Source organism: Pseudomonas sp. P4_B3, assembly GCF_056402295.1.
This window is the reverse complement of the sequence record NZ_JBFUHR010000007.1, coordinates 47167-63484: the sequence shown is the minus strand read 5'-3', so window position 1 is coordinate 63484 and position 16318 is coordinate 47167. Positions and strand designations below refer to the sequence as shown.

Sequence of the window (16318 nt, the reverse complement as noted above, 5' to 3'; positions counted from 1 at the left end):
AGAAAAAAGTACTTTGACGCTTTTTTGAAGTTTATTTTGCAGATTGACCAATAACACTTGGCGGACTGCCATCACCCGTTTACAGTCGGAAGTCAACCTGCAGCGAATCCCCTTCAAAAATCGCCATAAACCCAATGTTTACGGGGTTTTGTCGTTTTCAGCGAAACGCATCCTGGCAATCTTCCCAGCCGATTCCGACAGGCGCCGTTTGCGTGACCAGCCACGGCAACGCCGTTTTCACCCCATCCTGCTTCACATTGAAATTGATCACCCCGTGCCGCCAGAGCAGCATCAGGGTCAGCACCCGTTGCGCACTCGGGTTGCCCTTGAGTTTGCCGGCGCCGTCCAGGGCGTCGATGTCCCACAGCGCTACCTGCAGCCCCTGAGCCTTGAAGAAGCCTTCGGCATCGGAACGGCGCTGGCCATCGGGCGGGCGGAACAGTGGCACGTAGTTCTCCGGCAGCTTGCTTTTGACCAGTTCGGCACTGCGGCGCACCGAGTCCTGCCAGTCCTGCCAGTGGCTGTGGGAGCGGAACTCCCAGCCTTGAACGCCAATGCACTGGGTCGAGTAGGTTGACTGCAGGTTGCTCACCGAATGCTCGGCCAAACGGGCCTGGATGTCCTTGCCGAGGACGAAGAATGTCCCGCTCAGGTTCGACTTGCGCAGGTACTCGGTGACCCAGGCGGTGTTATCCGGCGCGGCATTGGCAGCGCTGTCGAAAGTCAGCAGAAACAGCCGGTCATGCATCTCGTCGCCGCTGCGCTCATAGTCGCCGAAACGATCGACTTCGCTGCTGGTTTGCGGGAACAGCGCGGCCTTGCGCAACTGCTCGTCCAGGTACTGGGTGTGGAACACACGGCTCGGCTCGGCCCACTTGATGTAGTAGCTGTCTGCGCCTACCTGGAATTTGGCAGCCTGCTCGCGCAAGGTCGGCATGTCTTCGACCAGGAAACAGAAGGAGGCATCCTGGTCGCAACTCTGTTGAGCGAAGTTGTAGTTGGCCAGCAGCCGTTGCCACAGACGCTGGCGAACCCGGTTGACCGACTCCAGATTGATCGTGCGCAAGCCCAGGCGCTGGGCCAGGGCGGGTTCATCCAGCGACTCGCTGGCCAACAGCACACTGGAAAACATGAGGATCTCGGCCCTCGACGCCACGTCGAACAGCGTCGGGTTACCCAGTTTTTCCGGCCAGGTGCTGCGATCGAGCGTTGCCACATCGCCCGGTGCCGCGAGGGCGCCGAAGCTCAGTAGCCAGATCGAGATGAGAAAAGCGATACGCAATGGGATGTCTCCATAACAAAACCCGCGCGGCACTATATCCCGGGAAGATCAAAAGATCGCAGCCTACGGCAGCTCCTACGCGATCCGATTCCATTTTTGAGCCAACCTGGTCCCGTAGGAGTTGTCGAGTGAAGCGAGGCTGCGATCTTGCCCCATGACACCTCCGATCACCTATCACGCTCATAGCTGGAGTCAACACGAACAACCCCCTAGAATCGCCGCCACGATTAAAGGAGACGACTTCATGCTGATGGTGATTTCACCCGCCAAGACCCTCGACTATGAAACACCGCCGGCGACCCAGCGCTTCACCCAGCCGCAGTACCTCGACCACTCCCAGGAGTTGATCCTGCAATTGCGTGAGCTGTCCCCGGCGCAGATCAGCGAGTTGATGCACGTCTCCGACAAGATCGGCGGGCTCAACGCCGCGCGCTTCGGCAGCTGGACCCCCGCGTTCACCCCGGAAAACGCCAAGCAAGCTCTATTGGCGTTCAAGGGCGACGTTTACACCGGCATGAATGCGCAAACCCTCAGCGAAGCCGATTTCGACTACGCCCAAAAACACTTGCGCATGCTCTCGGGTCTCTATGGCCTGCTGCGTCCGCTGGACCTGATGCAACCCTACCGCCTGGAAATGGGCACCAGGCTGGCCAACGCCCGGGGCAAGGATCTGTATGCCTTCTGGGGCACGCGCATCAGCGAATGGCTGAACGAAGCCCTGGTCGATCAAGGCGATGACGTGCTGCTCAACCTGGCGTCCAACGAGTACTTCTCGGCGGTCAAGCGCAACGCCTTGAACGCGCGCATCATCAATACCGAATTCAAGGACCTGAAGAACGGCCAGTACAAGATCATCAGCTTCTACGCGAAAAAGGCTCGCGGCTTGATGAGCCGCTTCGTCATCGAAGAACGCATCAACGACCCGGCCACCCTCAAGCAGTTCGACGTTCAAGGCTATCGCTACAGCACCGAACAATCCAAACCGGACAATCTGGTGTTTCTGCGCGATCACGCACCAGAGTGATGCACCCAGTCGGCGCATGACCTCCACAACTCTCGTGCGCCGACCCTTGACTCACTTCAACCTTCCCCGCCTTTTCGCCATATTTATGGCGCCAAAAATACATCGCCCAATTTTCTAACTTTAGTTTCACTCGACTTCGATCTTTTTTTTGCGTAGTGGCACTGACTTTTTTTAACAGTAGTGGCAAAAAAATATCCCGCCCAATGATCCGCCTATATATAAAGGGCGAAACGGCAAGTGCTATCAGTTTGAGAGCAGTGCCACCTTTCTCAATATTTCAAGAAATTTCAGATTTCACGATGAGCGGACTGGAACTATGTCCAAACGCGCCGCTCATACCACCGGTAACGATTCTCGCCGAGCGTGTACGAGATAACTTACGCAGATAAGCGATTCACGTAGCGAAGTTGAAACACTAACTTGCGCTGACTAATCACTGATTTGGACAACAGCAATCGGACAGGAGATAACGCGGTATGACTATCCCCTACAAGGCCACGGCAGCGCCCCTATAAACGTGCTCACCCGAGCACCCAACCGCTTGATCCACGGGCTTTCGGCCTGACATCAAGCGTGCAAGGCCGTTGCACCTGCATCCTTCCGACAGGAGGATCGGCTGCATAACAGGGCAAATCATAACAACAAGGCCTAGTTGCGCACACCTTGAGTGCATTTATTTAGACACTCGTAACTTATATGCCAGCACACGGCATTGCTGTGCCTGTAAGGCACACTTGCGAGTGCACTAAAACACGCTGAACACCATTAACTCCGGCCATCTAATGGCTTGATGTATACAGGCTTGATAACAGAGAGGTAATTGCGATGCGCATCAGCATTTTTGGTTTGGGTTACGTCGGCGCAGTATGTGCCGGTTGCCTGTCTGCACGGGGCCATGACGTCGTTGGCGTCGATGTGGCCAAAGACAAGATCGATATGATTAATGCCGGCAAATCGCCGATTGTTGAACCGGGCCTTGGTGAACTTCTGGCCCAGGGCATCCAGACCGGTCGCCTGCGTGGTACCACCAACTTCGCCGAGGCGATTCGCGACACCGACCTGTCGATGATCTGCGTGGGCACGCCGAGCAAAAAGAACGGTGATCTGGAACTGAACTACATCGAGGCAGTGTGCCGCGAAATCGGTTTTGTCCTGCGTGACAAGACCACCCGCCACACCATCGTCGTGCGCAGCACCGTGCTGCCGGGTACCGTGGCCAACGTGGTCATCCCGATTCTCGAAGACTGCTCCGGCAAGAAAGCCGGCGTTGATTTCGGCGTGGCCGTGAACCCTGAGTTCCTGCGCGAAAGCACCGCCATCGCCGACTACGACCAGCCGCCAATGACCGTCATCGGCGAATTCGACAAGGCTTCCGGCGACGTTCTGCAATCGCTGTACGAAGAGCTCGACGCACCGATCATCCGCAAGGACATCGCCGTCGCCGAGATGATCAAGTACACCTGCAACGTGTGGCACGCCACCAAGGTCACCTTCGCCAACGAAATCGGCAACATCGCCAAGGCGGTCGGCGTCGACGGTCGCGAAGTGATGGACGTGGTCTGCCAGGACAAGACCCTCAACCTGTCCCAGTACTACATGCGCCCAGGCTTCGCCTTCGGCGGCTCGTGCCTGCCAAAAGACGTGCGTGCCCTGACCTACCGCGCCGGCTCCCTGGACGTGGAAGCCCCGTTGCTCAACTCGCTGATGCGCAGCAACGAATCCCAGGTGCAGAACGCTTTCGACATCGTTTCCAGCCACGACAAACGCAAAGTCGCCCTGCTGGGCTTGAGCTTCAAGGCCGGTACCGACGACCTGCGCGAAAGCCCGCTGGTCGACCTGGCGGAAATGCTGATCGGCAAGGGCTATGACCTGAGTATCTACGACAGCAACGTCGAATACGCCCGTGTTCACGGTGCGAACAAGGACTACATCGAGTCGAAGATCCCTCACGTCTCGTCCTTGCTCAACTCCGATTTCGACGCGGTGATCAACAACTCCGACGTGATCATCCTCGGCAACCGCGACGAGAAGTTCCGCGCTCTGGTGCAGGACGTTCCACACGGCAAGCAAGTGATCGACCTGGTCGGTTTCATGTCCAAGGCCACCAGCGTGACTGGCCGGACTGAAGGTATCTGCTGGTAACGCGGTATCTGTAGGAGCTGCCGCAGGCTGCGATCTTTTGGCGCCGGCGTGATAGCTGAAGATCAAAAGATCGCAGGCTTCGCCAGCTCCTACAGGGATTCTGGCGTCATCCAGAGCGGGTGCCGCCAGTTTTCACAGGCCTGCCTTAACCCCATCGGGCCACCCCAAAGGCTCGCCCGAGATCGAGACGGATGCAGATTATGCACAGGCTAAAACACGGCCTACTCCAGGCCGCCGGTTGGCTGTTCTACCTGAGTTTACTGATGGGCCTCGCCATGGCGTTGCCCGTGTCCACGTTCGACTCCGAGTCGAAGGACTTCATTTTCCTGATTGGCGCCGTGGGTATCTGGCGCTACTCGATGGGTGCCACGCACTTTGTGCGCGGCATGATTTTTCTGTACATCGTCTACCCGTACCTGCGACGCAAAGTGCGCAAGCTGGGCAAAGCGGCTGACCCGTCCCATGTATTCCTGATGGTCACCAGTTTCCGTATCGATGCCCTGACCACTGCGCAGGTCTACAGCTCGGTGATCCGCGAAGCCATCGACTGCGGCCTGCCGACCACCGTGGTCTGCTCCATCGTGGAAATGTCCGATGAGCTACTGGTCAAAAGCCTGTGGAACCGGATGAACCCGCCGTCCCGGGTCAAGCTCGACTTCGTGCGCATTCCCGGCACCGGCAAGCGCGACGGCCTGGCCTATGGCTTCCGCGCCATCTCCCGGCACCTGCCGGATGATCGCGCCGTGGTCGCGGTGATCGATGGCGACACCGTGCTGGCTGAAGGCGTGGTGCTCAAGACCGTGCCGTGGTTCCAGCTGTTTGGCAACGTCGGCGGCCTGACCACCAACGAGTTCTGCGAAGTGCGCGGCGGCTACATCATGAGCGAATGGCACAAACTGCGTTTCGCCCAGCGCCACATCAACATGTGCTCGATGGCCTTGTCCAAGCGCGTGCTGACCATGACCGGCCGCATGTCGGTGTTCCGCGCCACCGTGGTCACCAACCCGGACTTCATCGCCGACGTGGAAAGCGACTCGCTGCAACACTGGCGCCTGGGTCGCTTCAAGTTCCTTACCGGCGATGACAAGTCGAGCTGGTTCAGCCTGATGCGCCTGGGCTACGACACGTTCTACGTGCCCGACGCGGCGATCAACACCGTTGAACACCCGCCGGAAAAGAGCTTCATCAAGGCCAGCCGCAAACTGATGTTCCGCTGGTACGGCAACAACCTGCGGCAGAACTCCCGTGCCCTGGGCCTGGGGATCAAACGCCTCGGCGTGTTCACTTCGGTGGTGCTGTTCGACCAGCGCGTGTCGATGTGGACCTCGCTGCTGGGCCTGACCGTGGCGTTGATCGCCAGCTTCAAGTACGGCACCGCGTTCATCCTGGTGTACCTGCTGTGGATCGGCATCACCCGGTTCATCCTGACCTTGTTGCTGTCGTGCTCCGGACACCGGATCGGCCCGGCCTACCCGGCGATTCTCTATTACAACCAGATCGTCGGCGCGCTGGTGAAGATCTACGTGTTCTTCCGCCTCGATCAACAGTCCTGGACTCGCCAGCCCACTTCTCTGACCCGTGATCTCGCCAGCTTTCAACGTTGGTTCAACACCTGGTCGTCTCGGACCATGACCTTCTCTGCCGGCAGCATTTTTGTCGCCGTGCTGCTGTTGATGGTCTGACCGAACTCGCCTGAATTAACTAGGAAAACGCCCCCTATGAATACCGCCGTCAACGCCAACGTAGTGCACGAATCCGAAGCCCAGCGCCAACACGCCCGAGTGAAAATCCCGGCCAAGTTGCGTTTCTTCGGCCCTGACCGGACGCCGGTCGAAGCCCGGGTGATCGACCTGTCCGCCGGTGGCCTGGCATTCAACGCCGGTCAATTGCCGCTGAAGATCGGTGACGTGTACAAGGCCCGCCTGCAATTCCTCATCGACAACCTCGGCCTGGCCATGGACGTCGAGTTGCAGGTCCGCTCCTTCGATCGCGAGACCGGACGCGCCGGCTGCCAGTTCCAGAACCTGGAACCACGGGACATCTCGACCCTGCGCCACCTGATCACTTCGCACCTGGCTGGCGACATCGTCAGCGTGGGTGAAATGCTGGCGACCCTGCAGCGCGACAATTTCACCAAGGCGCGTAAGGTCAAGGACGGCGGCCACGGCATGTCCGCGCTCGGCCGCATGAAAGCCGTGACCTTCAGCCTGGGGATCTTCGTTGTCGGCCTGGCTGCATTCGGCTTTGTTTTCAAATCGGTGTACGGCATGTACTTCGTCAGCCACGCCCAGGCCGGTCTGGTCAGCGTGCCGGGCGTGAACATCACCATGCCCCGCGACGGCACCGTGCAGAGCCTGGTGAAAGCCGACGGCGTGGCCGCCAAGGGCGCACCACTGGCGACCTTTAGCACCAGCATGCTCGACGTGCTCAAGGGCCATCTGGACGAAGACCAACTGCAACCGGCCAAGGTTGCAGAACTGTTCGGCAAGCAGATGACCGGCACCCTGACCTCGCCTTGCGACTGCACCGTGGCCCAGCAAATGGTCGCCAACGGTCAGTACGCCAGCAAGGGCGACGTGATATTCCAACTGGTGCCGCGCAACAGCGAAGCCAATGTTGAAGCGCGCTTCTCCTATCGCCAGTTCGGCGACGTGCGCCCGGGTACTTCGGTGCGCTTCCAGATCGCCGGCGAGGACAAGAGCCGCACCGGCAAGATCGTCAGCAGCACCAGCCTGAAAAGCGCCGATCTGTCTTCGGACATCCGCGTGCTGATCCAGCCGGACGAAACCCTGGACAGCTCCCTCGCCGGCCGCCCGGTGGAAGTCAACAGCGACCGTGGCCCGAACCTGAACTGGCTGATCGACAAAGCCATGGCTGTCGGTCTTTAAGTCGAGGACATGCCTGTGACCATCACAAAAATCTCGAACACACCGCAATCCCTGTGGGAGCGAGCCTGCTCGCGATGGGATCCGCGCGGTCTGTCTGATGTACCGAGTTGCCTGCATCGCGAGCAGGCTCGCTCCTACATGGGGTCTCTGTGTGCAGTGGCATTGGCGGTGAGCCTGGCCGGTTGCGCCGGCCTGCCCGACCAGCGCCTGGCCAACGAAGCACTCAAACGTGGCGATACCGCCACCGCCGCGCAGAACTACCGGCAACTGGCAGACCTGGGCTACAGCGAAGCGCAGGTCGGCCTGGCCGATATCCAGGTCGACAGTCGCGACCCGGCGCAGATGAAACAGGCCGAGGCGACTTACCGCGCCGCGGCCAGCGTTTCGCCGCGCGCCCAGGCACGCCTCGGTCGTCTGCTGGTGGCCAAGCCAGGTTCCACCGAAGCGGAACAACACGAAGCCGAAACCCTGTTGAAAAAAGCCGCCGCCGCGGGCGAAGGCAACACGTTGATCCCGTTGGCGATGCTGTACCTGCAATACCCGCACAGCTTTCCCAACGTGAACGCCCAACAGCAGATCAGCCAATGGCGTGCCGAGAACAAACCGGAAGCCGGTCTGGCGCAGGTGCTGCTCTATCGCACCCAGGGCACCTACGACCAGCATCTGGATGACGTGGAAAAAATCTGCAAGGCCGCACTCAACACCAGCGACATCTGCTACGTCGAGCTGGCAACGGTCTATCAGAAACAGGCCAAGCCCGAGCAACAGGCCGAGCTGATCAAGCAGATGCAAGCGGCGCATGCCCGCGGCAGCGTTTCGGCGCAGCGCGTCGACAGCGTTGCCCGTGTGCTCGCCGATGCGTCCCTGGGCAAGACCGACGAGAAAACTGCACAGTCGCTGCTCGAACCGATCGCACCGGCCTACCCGGCGTCGTGGGTCAGCCTCGCGCAACTGCTCTACGACTTCCCCGAACTGGGCGACGTCGACCAGATGATGAAGTACCTGGACAACGGCCGCGCCGCCGACCAGCCCCGCGCCGAACTGTTGCTGGGCAAGCTCTACTTCGAAGGCAAACTGGTGCCGGCTGACGCCAAGGTCGCCGAAGAGCATTTCCAGAAAGCCGTCGGCCGCGAAGTCGCTGCCGATTACTACCTCGGTCAGATCTATCGCCGTGGCTACCTGGGCAAGGTCTATCCGCAGAAAGCCCTCGACCACCTGTTGACCGCTGCGCGCAACGGCCAGAACAGCGCCGACTTTGCCATCGCCCAACTGTTTTCCCAGGGCAAGGGCACCAAGCCTGATCCGCTGAACGCCTACGTCTTCAGCCAACTGGCCCTGGCCCAGAACACTCCGCAAGCCACCGAGCTTGCGCAAACAATCCAAACGCAATTGCCGCCCGACCGGTTGGCCGAAGCCCAACGCCTGTTGAAACAAGAACAGGCCGTGCGCGGTGCCCTGAGCCCGAACACGCCGGAACTGCACACCCTGCAAGAAGAAGTCAGCGAGGAATCCCAATGAAGTTGAATCCATTCATGAAGGCCGGCATCGGCCTGACATTCGCGCTGATCTGGTCTTGCCCGACGCTCGCTGCGATGACTGAGACCAAGAACTTTGGCCTCGAGGTGAAGGTTACCGGCCAATCCGAAGACGACAGTGACCTCGGTACCAAGAGCGGTGGCGACGTCAACGGCGTCGGCCTCGACTTGCGTCCATGGATCTATGGCGAAAGCGGCGCGTGGAGCGCCTATGCCATGGGGCAAGCCGTGACGGCCACCGACATCATCGAGACGGACACCTTGCAAGGGACCGCCAGCGATGGCACCACGCCCACCGACAACGGTGATCGCAAGACCAAGAAAAACTACCTGGCCATGCGCGAATTCTGGGTCGGCTACAGCGGACTCACTCCGTATCCGGGCGAGCAGTTGAAGCTCGGTCGCCAACGCCTGCACAACGCCGACGGCCAATGGCGCGACACCAACATCGAAGCCCTGAACTGGACGTTCGACACAACCCTGTTGCGCGCCAACGTCGGGATCGCCGAACGTTTCAGCGAGTACCGCACCGACCTCACGGAACTCGCCCCGAAAGACAAGGATCGCCTGCACGCCTACGCCGATGCGTCGTATCAGTGGACACCGGGCAACTGGGTCGGCATTCGCGGTCATCACACCCACGACAACGGCAAGCTCGACTTCCCGGAGCCAGGTGTGCCGGCGGATTCGCTGGACAAGAAACAGAACGGCGACATCAGCTGGCTCGGCCTCACCGCCGACAGCGACGCCTACAACTGGCGCAACACCAACACAGTCAATTACTGGGGCAGCATCACCGGCATGAGCGGCGACCGCGACATCGTCAACCCGCTGAACGCTGATGGCACCGCTCCGGCACAAGCCAAATCCAGCGGCAACGTTAATGGCTGGGCCACGGACCTGGGTGTGCGTCTGCGCCTCGATCCGCAATGGCAAGTCGGTGCCGCCTATGCCCGCGCCAGCGCCGAGTACGAACAGAACGGCTTGGAAAGCAACCGCTCGAACTACACCGGTACGCGCTCGCGGGTTCACCGTTTCGGCGAAGCCTTCCGTGGCGAAATGCAAAACATGCAGACCGCGACTTTGTTCGGTTCGTGGATGCTCAACGACGAATACGACGCCAGCCTGATCTACCACAAATTCTGGCGCGTCGACGGCAACAAACCGGTCGGCAGCAATGGCATCAACGCCGTCGAAAACAACACCGACGATGCCACCGGCGCAATTCTTTCCACCACGTCCCTGCCGCTGAACGATGGCGAGAAAGACCTCGGTCAGGAGATGGACCTGGTGGTCACCAAGTACTTCAAGCAAGGCCTGTTGCCGGCGGCGTTGAGCCAGTCGATCGACGAGCCTTCGGCCCTGGTGCGCTTCCGTGGTGGCGTGTTCAAGCCAGGCGATGCGTACGGCAAGGAAGTCGATTCGTACATGCACCGCGCGTTCATCGACGTGATCTGGCGCTTCTGATGCACATTGCGAAGGGAGTCTCCCAGATGAATCATCCAGCCCGAAAAGGCTCGATCAGCCTGTTGGCCGGCGCGATGCTGCTGGCCAGCGCGACTGCCTTCGCCAATGTGGAACCGGCGAAGCCGGTAACCACGGCCAAGGAACTGCAACAGGCCAAGACCTACACCGTCAGCAGCGCACCGACCGCGCCGCTGGAACTGGCCACGCCGAAACTGCCGGACGTTTCCGGCTACACAGCCGAAGCCATCGCCGCGAAGATCGTGCGCAGCAAACCGGGCAAGATCAGCCTGCGCCGGATGATGCAGGAAGACGCCCTGAAGGACTTCATCGGCGGCGACAACAAGATGGCCGAGTGGGTGGTGCGTCAGCACGGCATCCCACAGGCGATCTTCGTCGACGACGGCTACATGAACCTCAAGGACCTGGCGAAAAAAATCCCCAAGCAGTACTTCAGCGAAACCTCGCCGGGTGTGTTCCTCTCGCGGTTGCCGATCGTGGTCGGTCGTCACGGCATTCTGGAAATCGACAAGCAGACCCAGGAACTGCGCCTGTCCCAGGAGGCCGGTGCGTTCCTGGTCAACGACGGCCAGTTGTTTGTGCGTGACACAAAAATTACCGGTTGGCGCGAGAAGGACAACGGCCCGGCGACGTTCACTTCGCCGAAGGAATTCCGTCCGTTCCTGCTGTCCTGGGGCGGCACCGAGACCTACATCGCCAACAGCAAGATCGCCAGTTTCGGTTACGCCAACAGTAAGTCCTACGGCGTGAGTATTTCCCAATACACGCCGAACATGGCCAAGGTGCTCAAGCGTCCTGAGCCAACCGGCTGGATCGTCGGCTCCGAATTCTCGGACATGTGGTACGGCTTCTACTGCTATGAAACCCGCGACTTCGTGGTCAAGGGCAACACCTACAAAGACAACATCGTCTACGGCATCGACCCGCACGACCGTTCCCACGGCCTGATCATTGCCGACAACACGGTGTTTGGTACGAAGAAGAAGCACGGGATCATTATTTCCCGTGAGGTCAACGACAGCTTCATCTTCAACAACCGCAGCTACGACAACCACCTCTCAGGGCTGGTGATCGACCGTAATAGCGTCAACAACCTGATTGCCCACAACGAGATCTACCAGAACCACACCGACGGCATCACCCTCTACGAGAGTGCCGACAACCTGCTGTGGGGCAACCGCGTGTTGAGCAACAAGCGCCACGGCATCCGCATTCGTAACAGCGTGAACATCCGCCTGTACGAAAACGTCGCCATGGCCAACGGCCTGACCGGTGTCTACGGGCACATCAAGGACCTGAGCAACACCGACCGTGACATCAAGCTCGACCCGTTCGACGCCCAGGTATCGCTGATCGTGGTCGGCGGTGAACTGGCGGCCAACGGCAGCGGGCCGCTGTCCATCGACTCGCCGCTGAGTGTCGAGTTGTATCGCGTGTCCATGCTCGCCCCGACCAAATCCAGCGGCATCAGCTTTTCGGGGATTCTCGGCGAGCGCCAGGATGAAATTCTCGACCTGCTGGTGCGCCAGCAGAAAGCCGTGCTGATCGACCCTGTCGAACGCCAGACCGAAATGCGGGACTGAGGATAATTTTATGCACCCACACTTGATCAAATTACTCAGCCTGTCGGCCCTGACCGCCGGCATTCTCGCGGCCAGCGGTGGTGTTCGCGCCGATGAGGTCAAAGCACCCAGCTTCACTGCGGAACCGTGCTGCAGCCTGTGCCCGGCCGCCCACGATCCGAAGAACTACACCACCCGTTACCAGCAGAACTTCACCACGCTGGTGCAGGCCCAGGGTGACTGGTTGTTCCGTACGCAAGAAGACTTGCGCACCGAATTCGACACCACGCCCGCCGGCTACAAACGCATGAAACAACTGCACGATGCGTTCAAGAGCAAAGGCGTGGAACTGGTTGTCGTGTACCAGCCGACCCGTGGCCTGGTGAACCGCAACAAGCTCAACCCGGCGGAGAAGGCCAGCTTCGACTTCGACAAGGCGCTGCAGAACTACAAGTCCATGCTCGGTCGTTTCGCGCAGATGGGCTACGTGGTCCCGGACCTGTCGCCACTGACCAACGAGTCGTTGCCCGACACCCTGCCCGCCCACGATTTCTACTTCCGTGGCGACCAGCACTGGACCCCGTACGGCGCCCAGCGCACGGCGAAAATCGTCGCCGAGAAGGTCAAGCAGCTGCCTGAATTCGCCGACATTCCCAAGCGCGAATTCGAGACCAAAAAGTCGGGTCGCATGGGCAAGACCGGAACCTTGCACAACATGGCCGGTCAACTCTGTGGCACCAGCTACGCGATCCAGTACATGGATCAGTTCACCACCGAGCCGAAGGGCGAAGCGGGCGATGGCGATTTGTTCGGCGATTCCGGCAACCCGCAGATCACCCTCGTGGGTACCTCCCACAGCGGCAAGAACTACAACTTCTCCGGTTTCCTCGAAGAGGCCATCGGTGCCGACATCCTCAACGTAGCGTTCCCCGGCGGCGGCCTGGAAGGTTCGATGCTGCAGTACCTGGGCAGCGACGAGTTCCAGAAAAACCCGCCGAAGATTCTCATCTGGGAATTCTCGCCGCTGTACCGCCTCGACCAGGAAACCATCTACCGCCAGATGATGGCGCTGCTGGACAACGGTTGCGAAGGCAAGGATGCACAGATGTCCGGCAGCGCCACGCTCAAGCCGGGCAAAAACGAGTTGATGGTCAACAGCAAGAACATGGACCTGCGCAACGGTAGTCATCAGGTCGACATCCGTTTCGCCGACACCTCGGTGAAAACCCTGCAAGCCACCCTCTGGTACATGAACGGTCGCCACGAGGACATCAAGATCGACAAACCGGAAACCTCCGAGACTGACGGGCGTTTCGCTTTCGAGTTGCGCACGGACGAAGACTGGGCCTCGCAAAACCTGCTGGCCGTTGAAGTCCAGGGCCCGGAACAAGCGGGTGCCGCGCCACAGAAAGTCGAAGCGAAAATCTGCAAACGCAACGTATTCCCGGGCGCCGAACAGCGTACTGCTTCGGTCGGGCAATGAGGTCTGCTATGCGCTATCCGAAATTTTCAACTCTGTTGGCACCGACGCTCTTGAGCCTGGCGATGTTCGCCGGGGCCACGCAAGCGGCTGCGCCACTGCGTCCACCCCAGGGCTATTTTGCGCCTGTGGATAAATTCAAGACGGGCGACAAGAGCGAAGGCTGCGATGCAATGCCGACGCCGTACACCGGCTCGTTGCAATTTCGCAGCAAGTACGAAGGCTCGGACAAGTCCCGCGCGACCCTGAACGTGCAGTCGGAAAAAGCCTTCCGCGAAAGCACCGCCGACATCACCAAGATCGAGCGCGGCACCAGCAAGCGCGTGATGCAGTTCATGCGTGACGGCCGCCCGGAACAACTGGAATGCACGTTGAGCTGGCTGACGGCCTGGGCCCAGGCCGATGCCTTGATGTCCAAGGACTTCAACCACACCGGCAAGTCGATGCGCAAATGGGCGCTGGGCAGCATGGCTTCGGCGTACATCCGCCTGAAGTTTTCCGACTCCCACCCGCTGGCCACCCATCAACAGCAAGCGCAGTTGATCGAAGCCTGGTTCAGCAAGATGGCCGACCAGGTGGTCAGCGACTGGGACAACCTGCCGCTCGACCAGACCAACAACCACTCGTACTGGGCCGCCTGGTCGGTGATGGCCACTTCCGTCGCCACCAACCGCCGCGACCTGTTCGACTGGGCGGTTAAGGAATACAAGGTCGGCGCCAGCCAGGTCGACGCCGACGGCTACCTGCCCAACGAACTCAAGCGCCAGCAAAGGGCGCTGGCCTACCACAACTACGCCCTGCCGCCGCTGGCGATGATCGCCAGTTTCGCCCAGGTCAACGGTGTGGATCTGCGCCAGGAAAACAACGGCGCGCTCAAACGCCTGGGTGACCGGGTGTTGTCCGGGGTGAAAGACCCGGACCAGTTCGAGAAAAAGAACGGCAAGGAACAGGACATGACCGACCTGAAGGAGGACATGAAATTCGCCTGGCTCGAACCGTTCTGCTCGCTCTACACCTGCTCGCCGGAGGTGCTGGCGAAGAAGCACAAGATGCAACCGTTCAAGACCTTCCGCCTCGGCGGTGACCTGACCAAGGTCTACGACCCGGCCAATGAAAAGGGCAGCAAAGGTTCCTAGACCAGACACAACCCCCTGTAGGAGCTGCCGAAGGCTGCGATCTTTTGATCCTGCTTTTAAAGATCAAGATCAAAAGATCGCAGCCTTCGGCAGCTCCTACAGGGTCGGTGTCGAAAGTGAGTTTTGTGAGTTACCCCCCGGATTTCTGTGGGGGGTTTGGGGGGGCCGTTGGCCCTTGACTGTTGGTTCAAACAAGGAGAGATCGGGATGGTTTTTTCGTCCAACGTGTTCCTGTTTTTGTTCTTGCCGATCTTTCTCGGCTTGTACTACCTGAGCGGGCAACGCTATCGCAATTTGCTGCTGCTGATTGCCAGCTACGTGTTCTACGCCTGGTGGCGTGTGGACTTCCTCACACTGTTCGCGGCGGTTACGCTGTGGAACTACTGGATCGGCCTGAAAGTCGGTGCCGCCGGGGTCAGGACCAAACCGGCGCAGCGCTGGCTGCTGCTCGGCGTGGCCGTCGACCTGTGCATCCTCGGCTACTTCAAGTACGCCAACTTCGGCGTCGACAGCATCAACGCGATGATGACGTCGGTGGGTCTTTCGCCATTCATCCTGACCCACGTGCTGTTGCCGATCGGGATCTCGTTCTACATCTTCGAGTCCATCAGCTACATCATCGACGTCTACCGTGGCGACACCCCGGCGACCCGCAACCTGATCGACTTCGCGGCGTTCGTGGCGATCTTCCCGCACCTGATCGCCGGCCCCGTGTTGCGTTTCCGCGACCTGGCCGACCAGTTCAACAACCGCACCCACACCCTCGACAAGTTCTCCGAGGGCTGCACGCGGTTCATGCAGGGTTTCATCAAGAAAGTCTTCATCGCCGATACCCTGGCGGTGGTGGCCGACCACTGCTTCGCCCTGCAAAATCCGACCACGGGCGATGCCTGGCTCGGCGCGCTGGCGTACACCGCGCAGCTGTATTTCGACTTCTCCGGTTACAGCGACATGGCCATCGGCCTGGGCTTGATGATGGGTTTTCGCTTCATGGAAAACTTCAAGCAGCCTTACGTCAGCCAGTCGATCACCGAGTTCTGGCGGCGCTGGCACATCAGCCTGTCGACCTGGCTGCGTGACTACCTGTACATCACCCTCGGCGGCAACCGCAAAGGTACGCTGATGACCTATCGCAACCTGTTCCTGACCATGCTGCTCGGTGGTCTGTGGCACGGCGCGAACATCACCTACATCGTCTGGGGTGCGTGGCACGGCATGTGGCTGGCGATTGAAAAAGCCATCGGCCTGAATACTTCTCCACGCAGCTTCAACCCGATCCGCTGGGTGACGACCTTCCTGCTGGTGGTGATGGGCTGGGTGATCTTCCGCGCGGAAAACCTGCACGTCGCCGGGCGCATGTACGGCGCGATGTTCAGCTTCGGTGACTGGTCGCTGTCGGAACTCAACCAGGCCAGCCTCACCGGCCTGCAAGTGGCAACGCTGATCGTGGCTTACGTGACCCTGGCGTTCTTCGGCCTGCGGGATTTCTACACCAATCAGCCTCCGGTGAAGACCAAGCCTGCAGTGAACATCGACGCCGACGGCCCGGCCGCTGCGACACCGGGAACGATCAAGGCCGTGCCTGGGGATAACCCGGCAAACATTCACCAGCCAGGCTACACCGTCGGCGTCGAAGCCCAGGTGCAACCGGCCTACTGGACCGCTGACTGGTCGCGCTACGTGATGCGTGCGCTGGTGCTGCTGCTGTTCATCGCCTCGATTCTCAAACTCTCGGCGCAAAGCTTCTCGCCGTTCCTTTACTTCCAGTTCTGAGGGATCTGACC

11 protein-coding genes are annotated in these 16318 nt (G+C 59.9%); 10 read left to right on the top strand and 1 reads right to left on the bottom strand.

Annotated features, from left to right (window positions below):
- Positions 1–157: 157 nt before the first annotated feature.
- Positions 158–1282: a polysaccharide deacetylase family protein gene (locus AC1DWG_RS09090; protein WP_477762676.1), complete on the bottom strand. Its 1125-nt coding sequence runs from the start codon at positions 1280–1282 to the stop codon at positions 158–160.
- 244 nt (positions 1283–1526) lie between these two features.
- On the opposite strand from AC1DWG_RS09090, the gene yaaA reads away from it, so the two are divergent.
- The 10 genes from yaaA to AC1DWG_RS09040 all read left to right on the top strand — a co-directional run bounded on the left by yaaA (position 1527) and on the right by AC1DWG_RS09040 (position 16307).
- On the top strand, positions 1527–2306 hold the full coding sequence (yaaA, locus tag AC1DWG_RS09085; protein ID WP_477753211.1) for a peroxide stress protein YaaA: 780 nt from the start codon (positions 1527–1529) through the stop codon (positions 2304–2306).
- 825 nt (positions 2307–3131) lie between these two features.
- Positions 3132–4448, top strand: coding sequence for a nucleotide sugar dehydrogenase (locus AC1DWG_RS09080; protein WP_223459840.1), 1317 nt, complete (start codon positions 3132–3134; stop codon positions 4446–4448).
- A 200-nt stretch (positions 4449–4648) separates the two neighbouring features.
- Positions 4649–6130 carry a mannuronan synthase gene (alg8, locus tag AC1DWG_RS09075; protein WP_437128365.1) on the top strand — a complete coding sequence of 494 codons (1482 nt, stop codon included), beginning with the start codon at positions 4649–4651 and terminating at the stop codon, positions 6128–6130.
- Positions 6131–6166: 36 nt separating this feature from the next.
- Entirely contained in the window at positions 6167–7336 is a 1170-nt protein-coding gene (locus AC1DWG_RS09070; protein ID WP_477762675.1) for a PilZ domain-containing protein, read from the top strand.
- 138 nt (positions 7337–7474) lie between these two features.
- On the top strand, positions 7475–8854 hold the full coding sequence (algK, locus tag AC1DWG_RS09065) for an alginate biosynthesis TPR repeat lipoprotein AlgK (protein ID WP_477762823.1): 1380 nt from the start codon (positions 7475–7477) through the stop codon (positions 8852–8854).
- The gene (locus AC1DWG_RS09060) at positions 8851–10338 is read left to right on the top strand and encodes an alginate export family protein (RefSeq protein ID WP_477753208.1); all 1488 of its coding nucleotides are present in this window, start codon (positions 8851–8853) and stop codon (positions 10336–10338) included. The genes algK and AC1DWG_RS09060 overlap by 4 nt, the downstream gene beginning before the upstream one ends.
- A gap of 26 nt (positions 10339–10364) precedes the next feature.
- On the top strand, positions 10365–11939 hold the full coding sequence (gene algG / locus AC1DWG_RS09055; protein ID WP_477762674.1) for a mannuronan 5-epimerase AlgG: 1575 nt from the start codon (positions 10365–10367) through the stop codon (positions 11937–11939).
- 10 nt (positions 11940–11949) lie between these two features.
- A complete protein-coding gene (locus tag AC1DWG_RS09050; protein WP_477762673.1) occupies positions 11950–13401 on the top strand; it encodes an alginate O-acetyltransferase in 1452 nt (483 codons plus the stop codon).
- Positions 13402–13409: 8 nt separating this feature from the next.
- Positions 13410–14534, top strand: coding sequence for a mannuronate-specific alginate lyase (locus AC1DWG_RS09045; RefSeq protein WP_477753205.1), 1125 nt, complete (start codon positions 13410–13412; stop codon positions 14532–14534).
- A 207-nt stretch (positions 14535–14741) separates the two neighbouring features.
- Entirely contained in the window at positions 14742–16307 is a 1566-nt protein-coding gene (locus AC1DWG_RS09040) for an MBOAT family O-acyltransferase (RefSeq protein ID WP_477787672.1), read from the top strand.
- Positions 16308–16318 lie beyond the last annotated feature (11 nt).

Coding starts and splice junctions, on each gene's coding strand:
- AC1DWG_RS09050 (WP_477762673.1), top strand. CDS start 11,950: ATGCACCCACACTTGATCAAATTACTCAGCCTGTCGGCCCTGACCGCC.
- alg8 (WP_437128365.1), top strand. CDS start 4,649: ATGCACAGGCTAAAACACGGCCTACTCCAGGCCGCCGGTTGGCTGTTC.
- AC1DWG_RS09045 (WP_477753205.1), top strand. CDS start 13,410: ATGCGCTATCCGAAATTTTCAACTCTGTTGGCACCGACGCTCTTGAGC.
- AC1DWG_RS09040 (WP_477787672.1), top strand. CDS start 14,742: ATGGTTTTTTCGTCCAACGTGTTCCTGTTTTTGTTCTTGCCGATCTTT.
- yaaA (WP_477753211.1), top strand. CDS start 1,527: ATGCTGATGGTGATTTCACCCGCCAAGACCCTCGACTATGAAACACCG.
- AC1DWG_RS09070 (WP_477762675.1), top strand. CDS start 6,167: ATGAATACCGCCGTCAACGCCAACGTAGTGCACGAATCCGAAGCCCAG.
- algG (WP_477762674.1), top strand. CDS start 10,365: ATGAATCATCCAGCCCGAAAAGGCTCGATCAGCCTGTTGGCCGGCGCG.
- algK (WP_477762823.1), top strand. CDS start 7,475: ATGGGGTCTCTGTGTGCAGTGGCATTGGCGGTGAGCCTGGCCGGTTGC.
- AC1DWG_RS09060 (WP_477753208.1), top strand. CDS start 8,851: ATGAAGTTGAATCCATTCATGAAGGCCGGCATCGGCCTGACATTCGCG.
- AC1DWG_RS09080 (WP_223459840.1), top strand. CDS start 3,132: ATGCGCATCAGCATTTTTGGTTTGGGTTACGTCGGCGCAGTATGTGCC.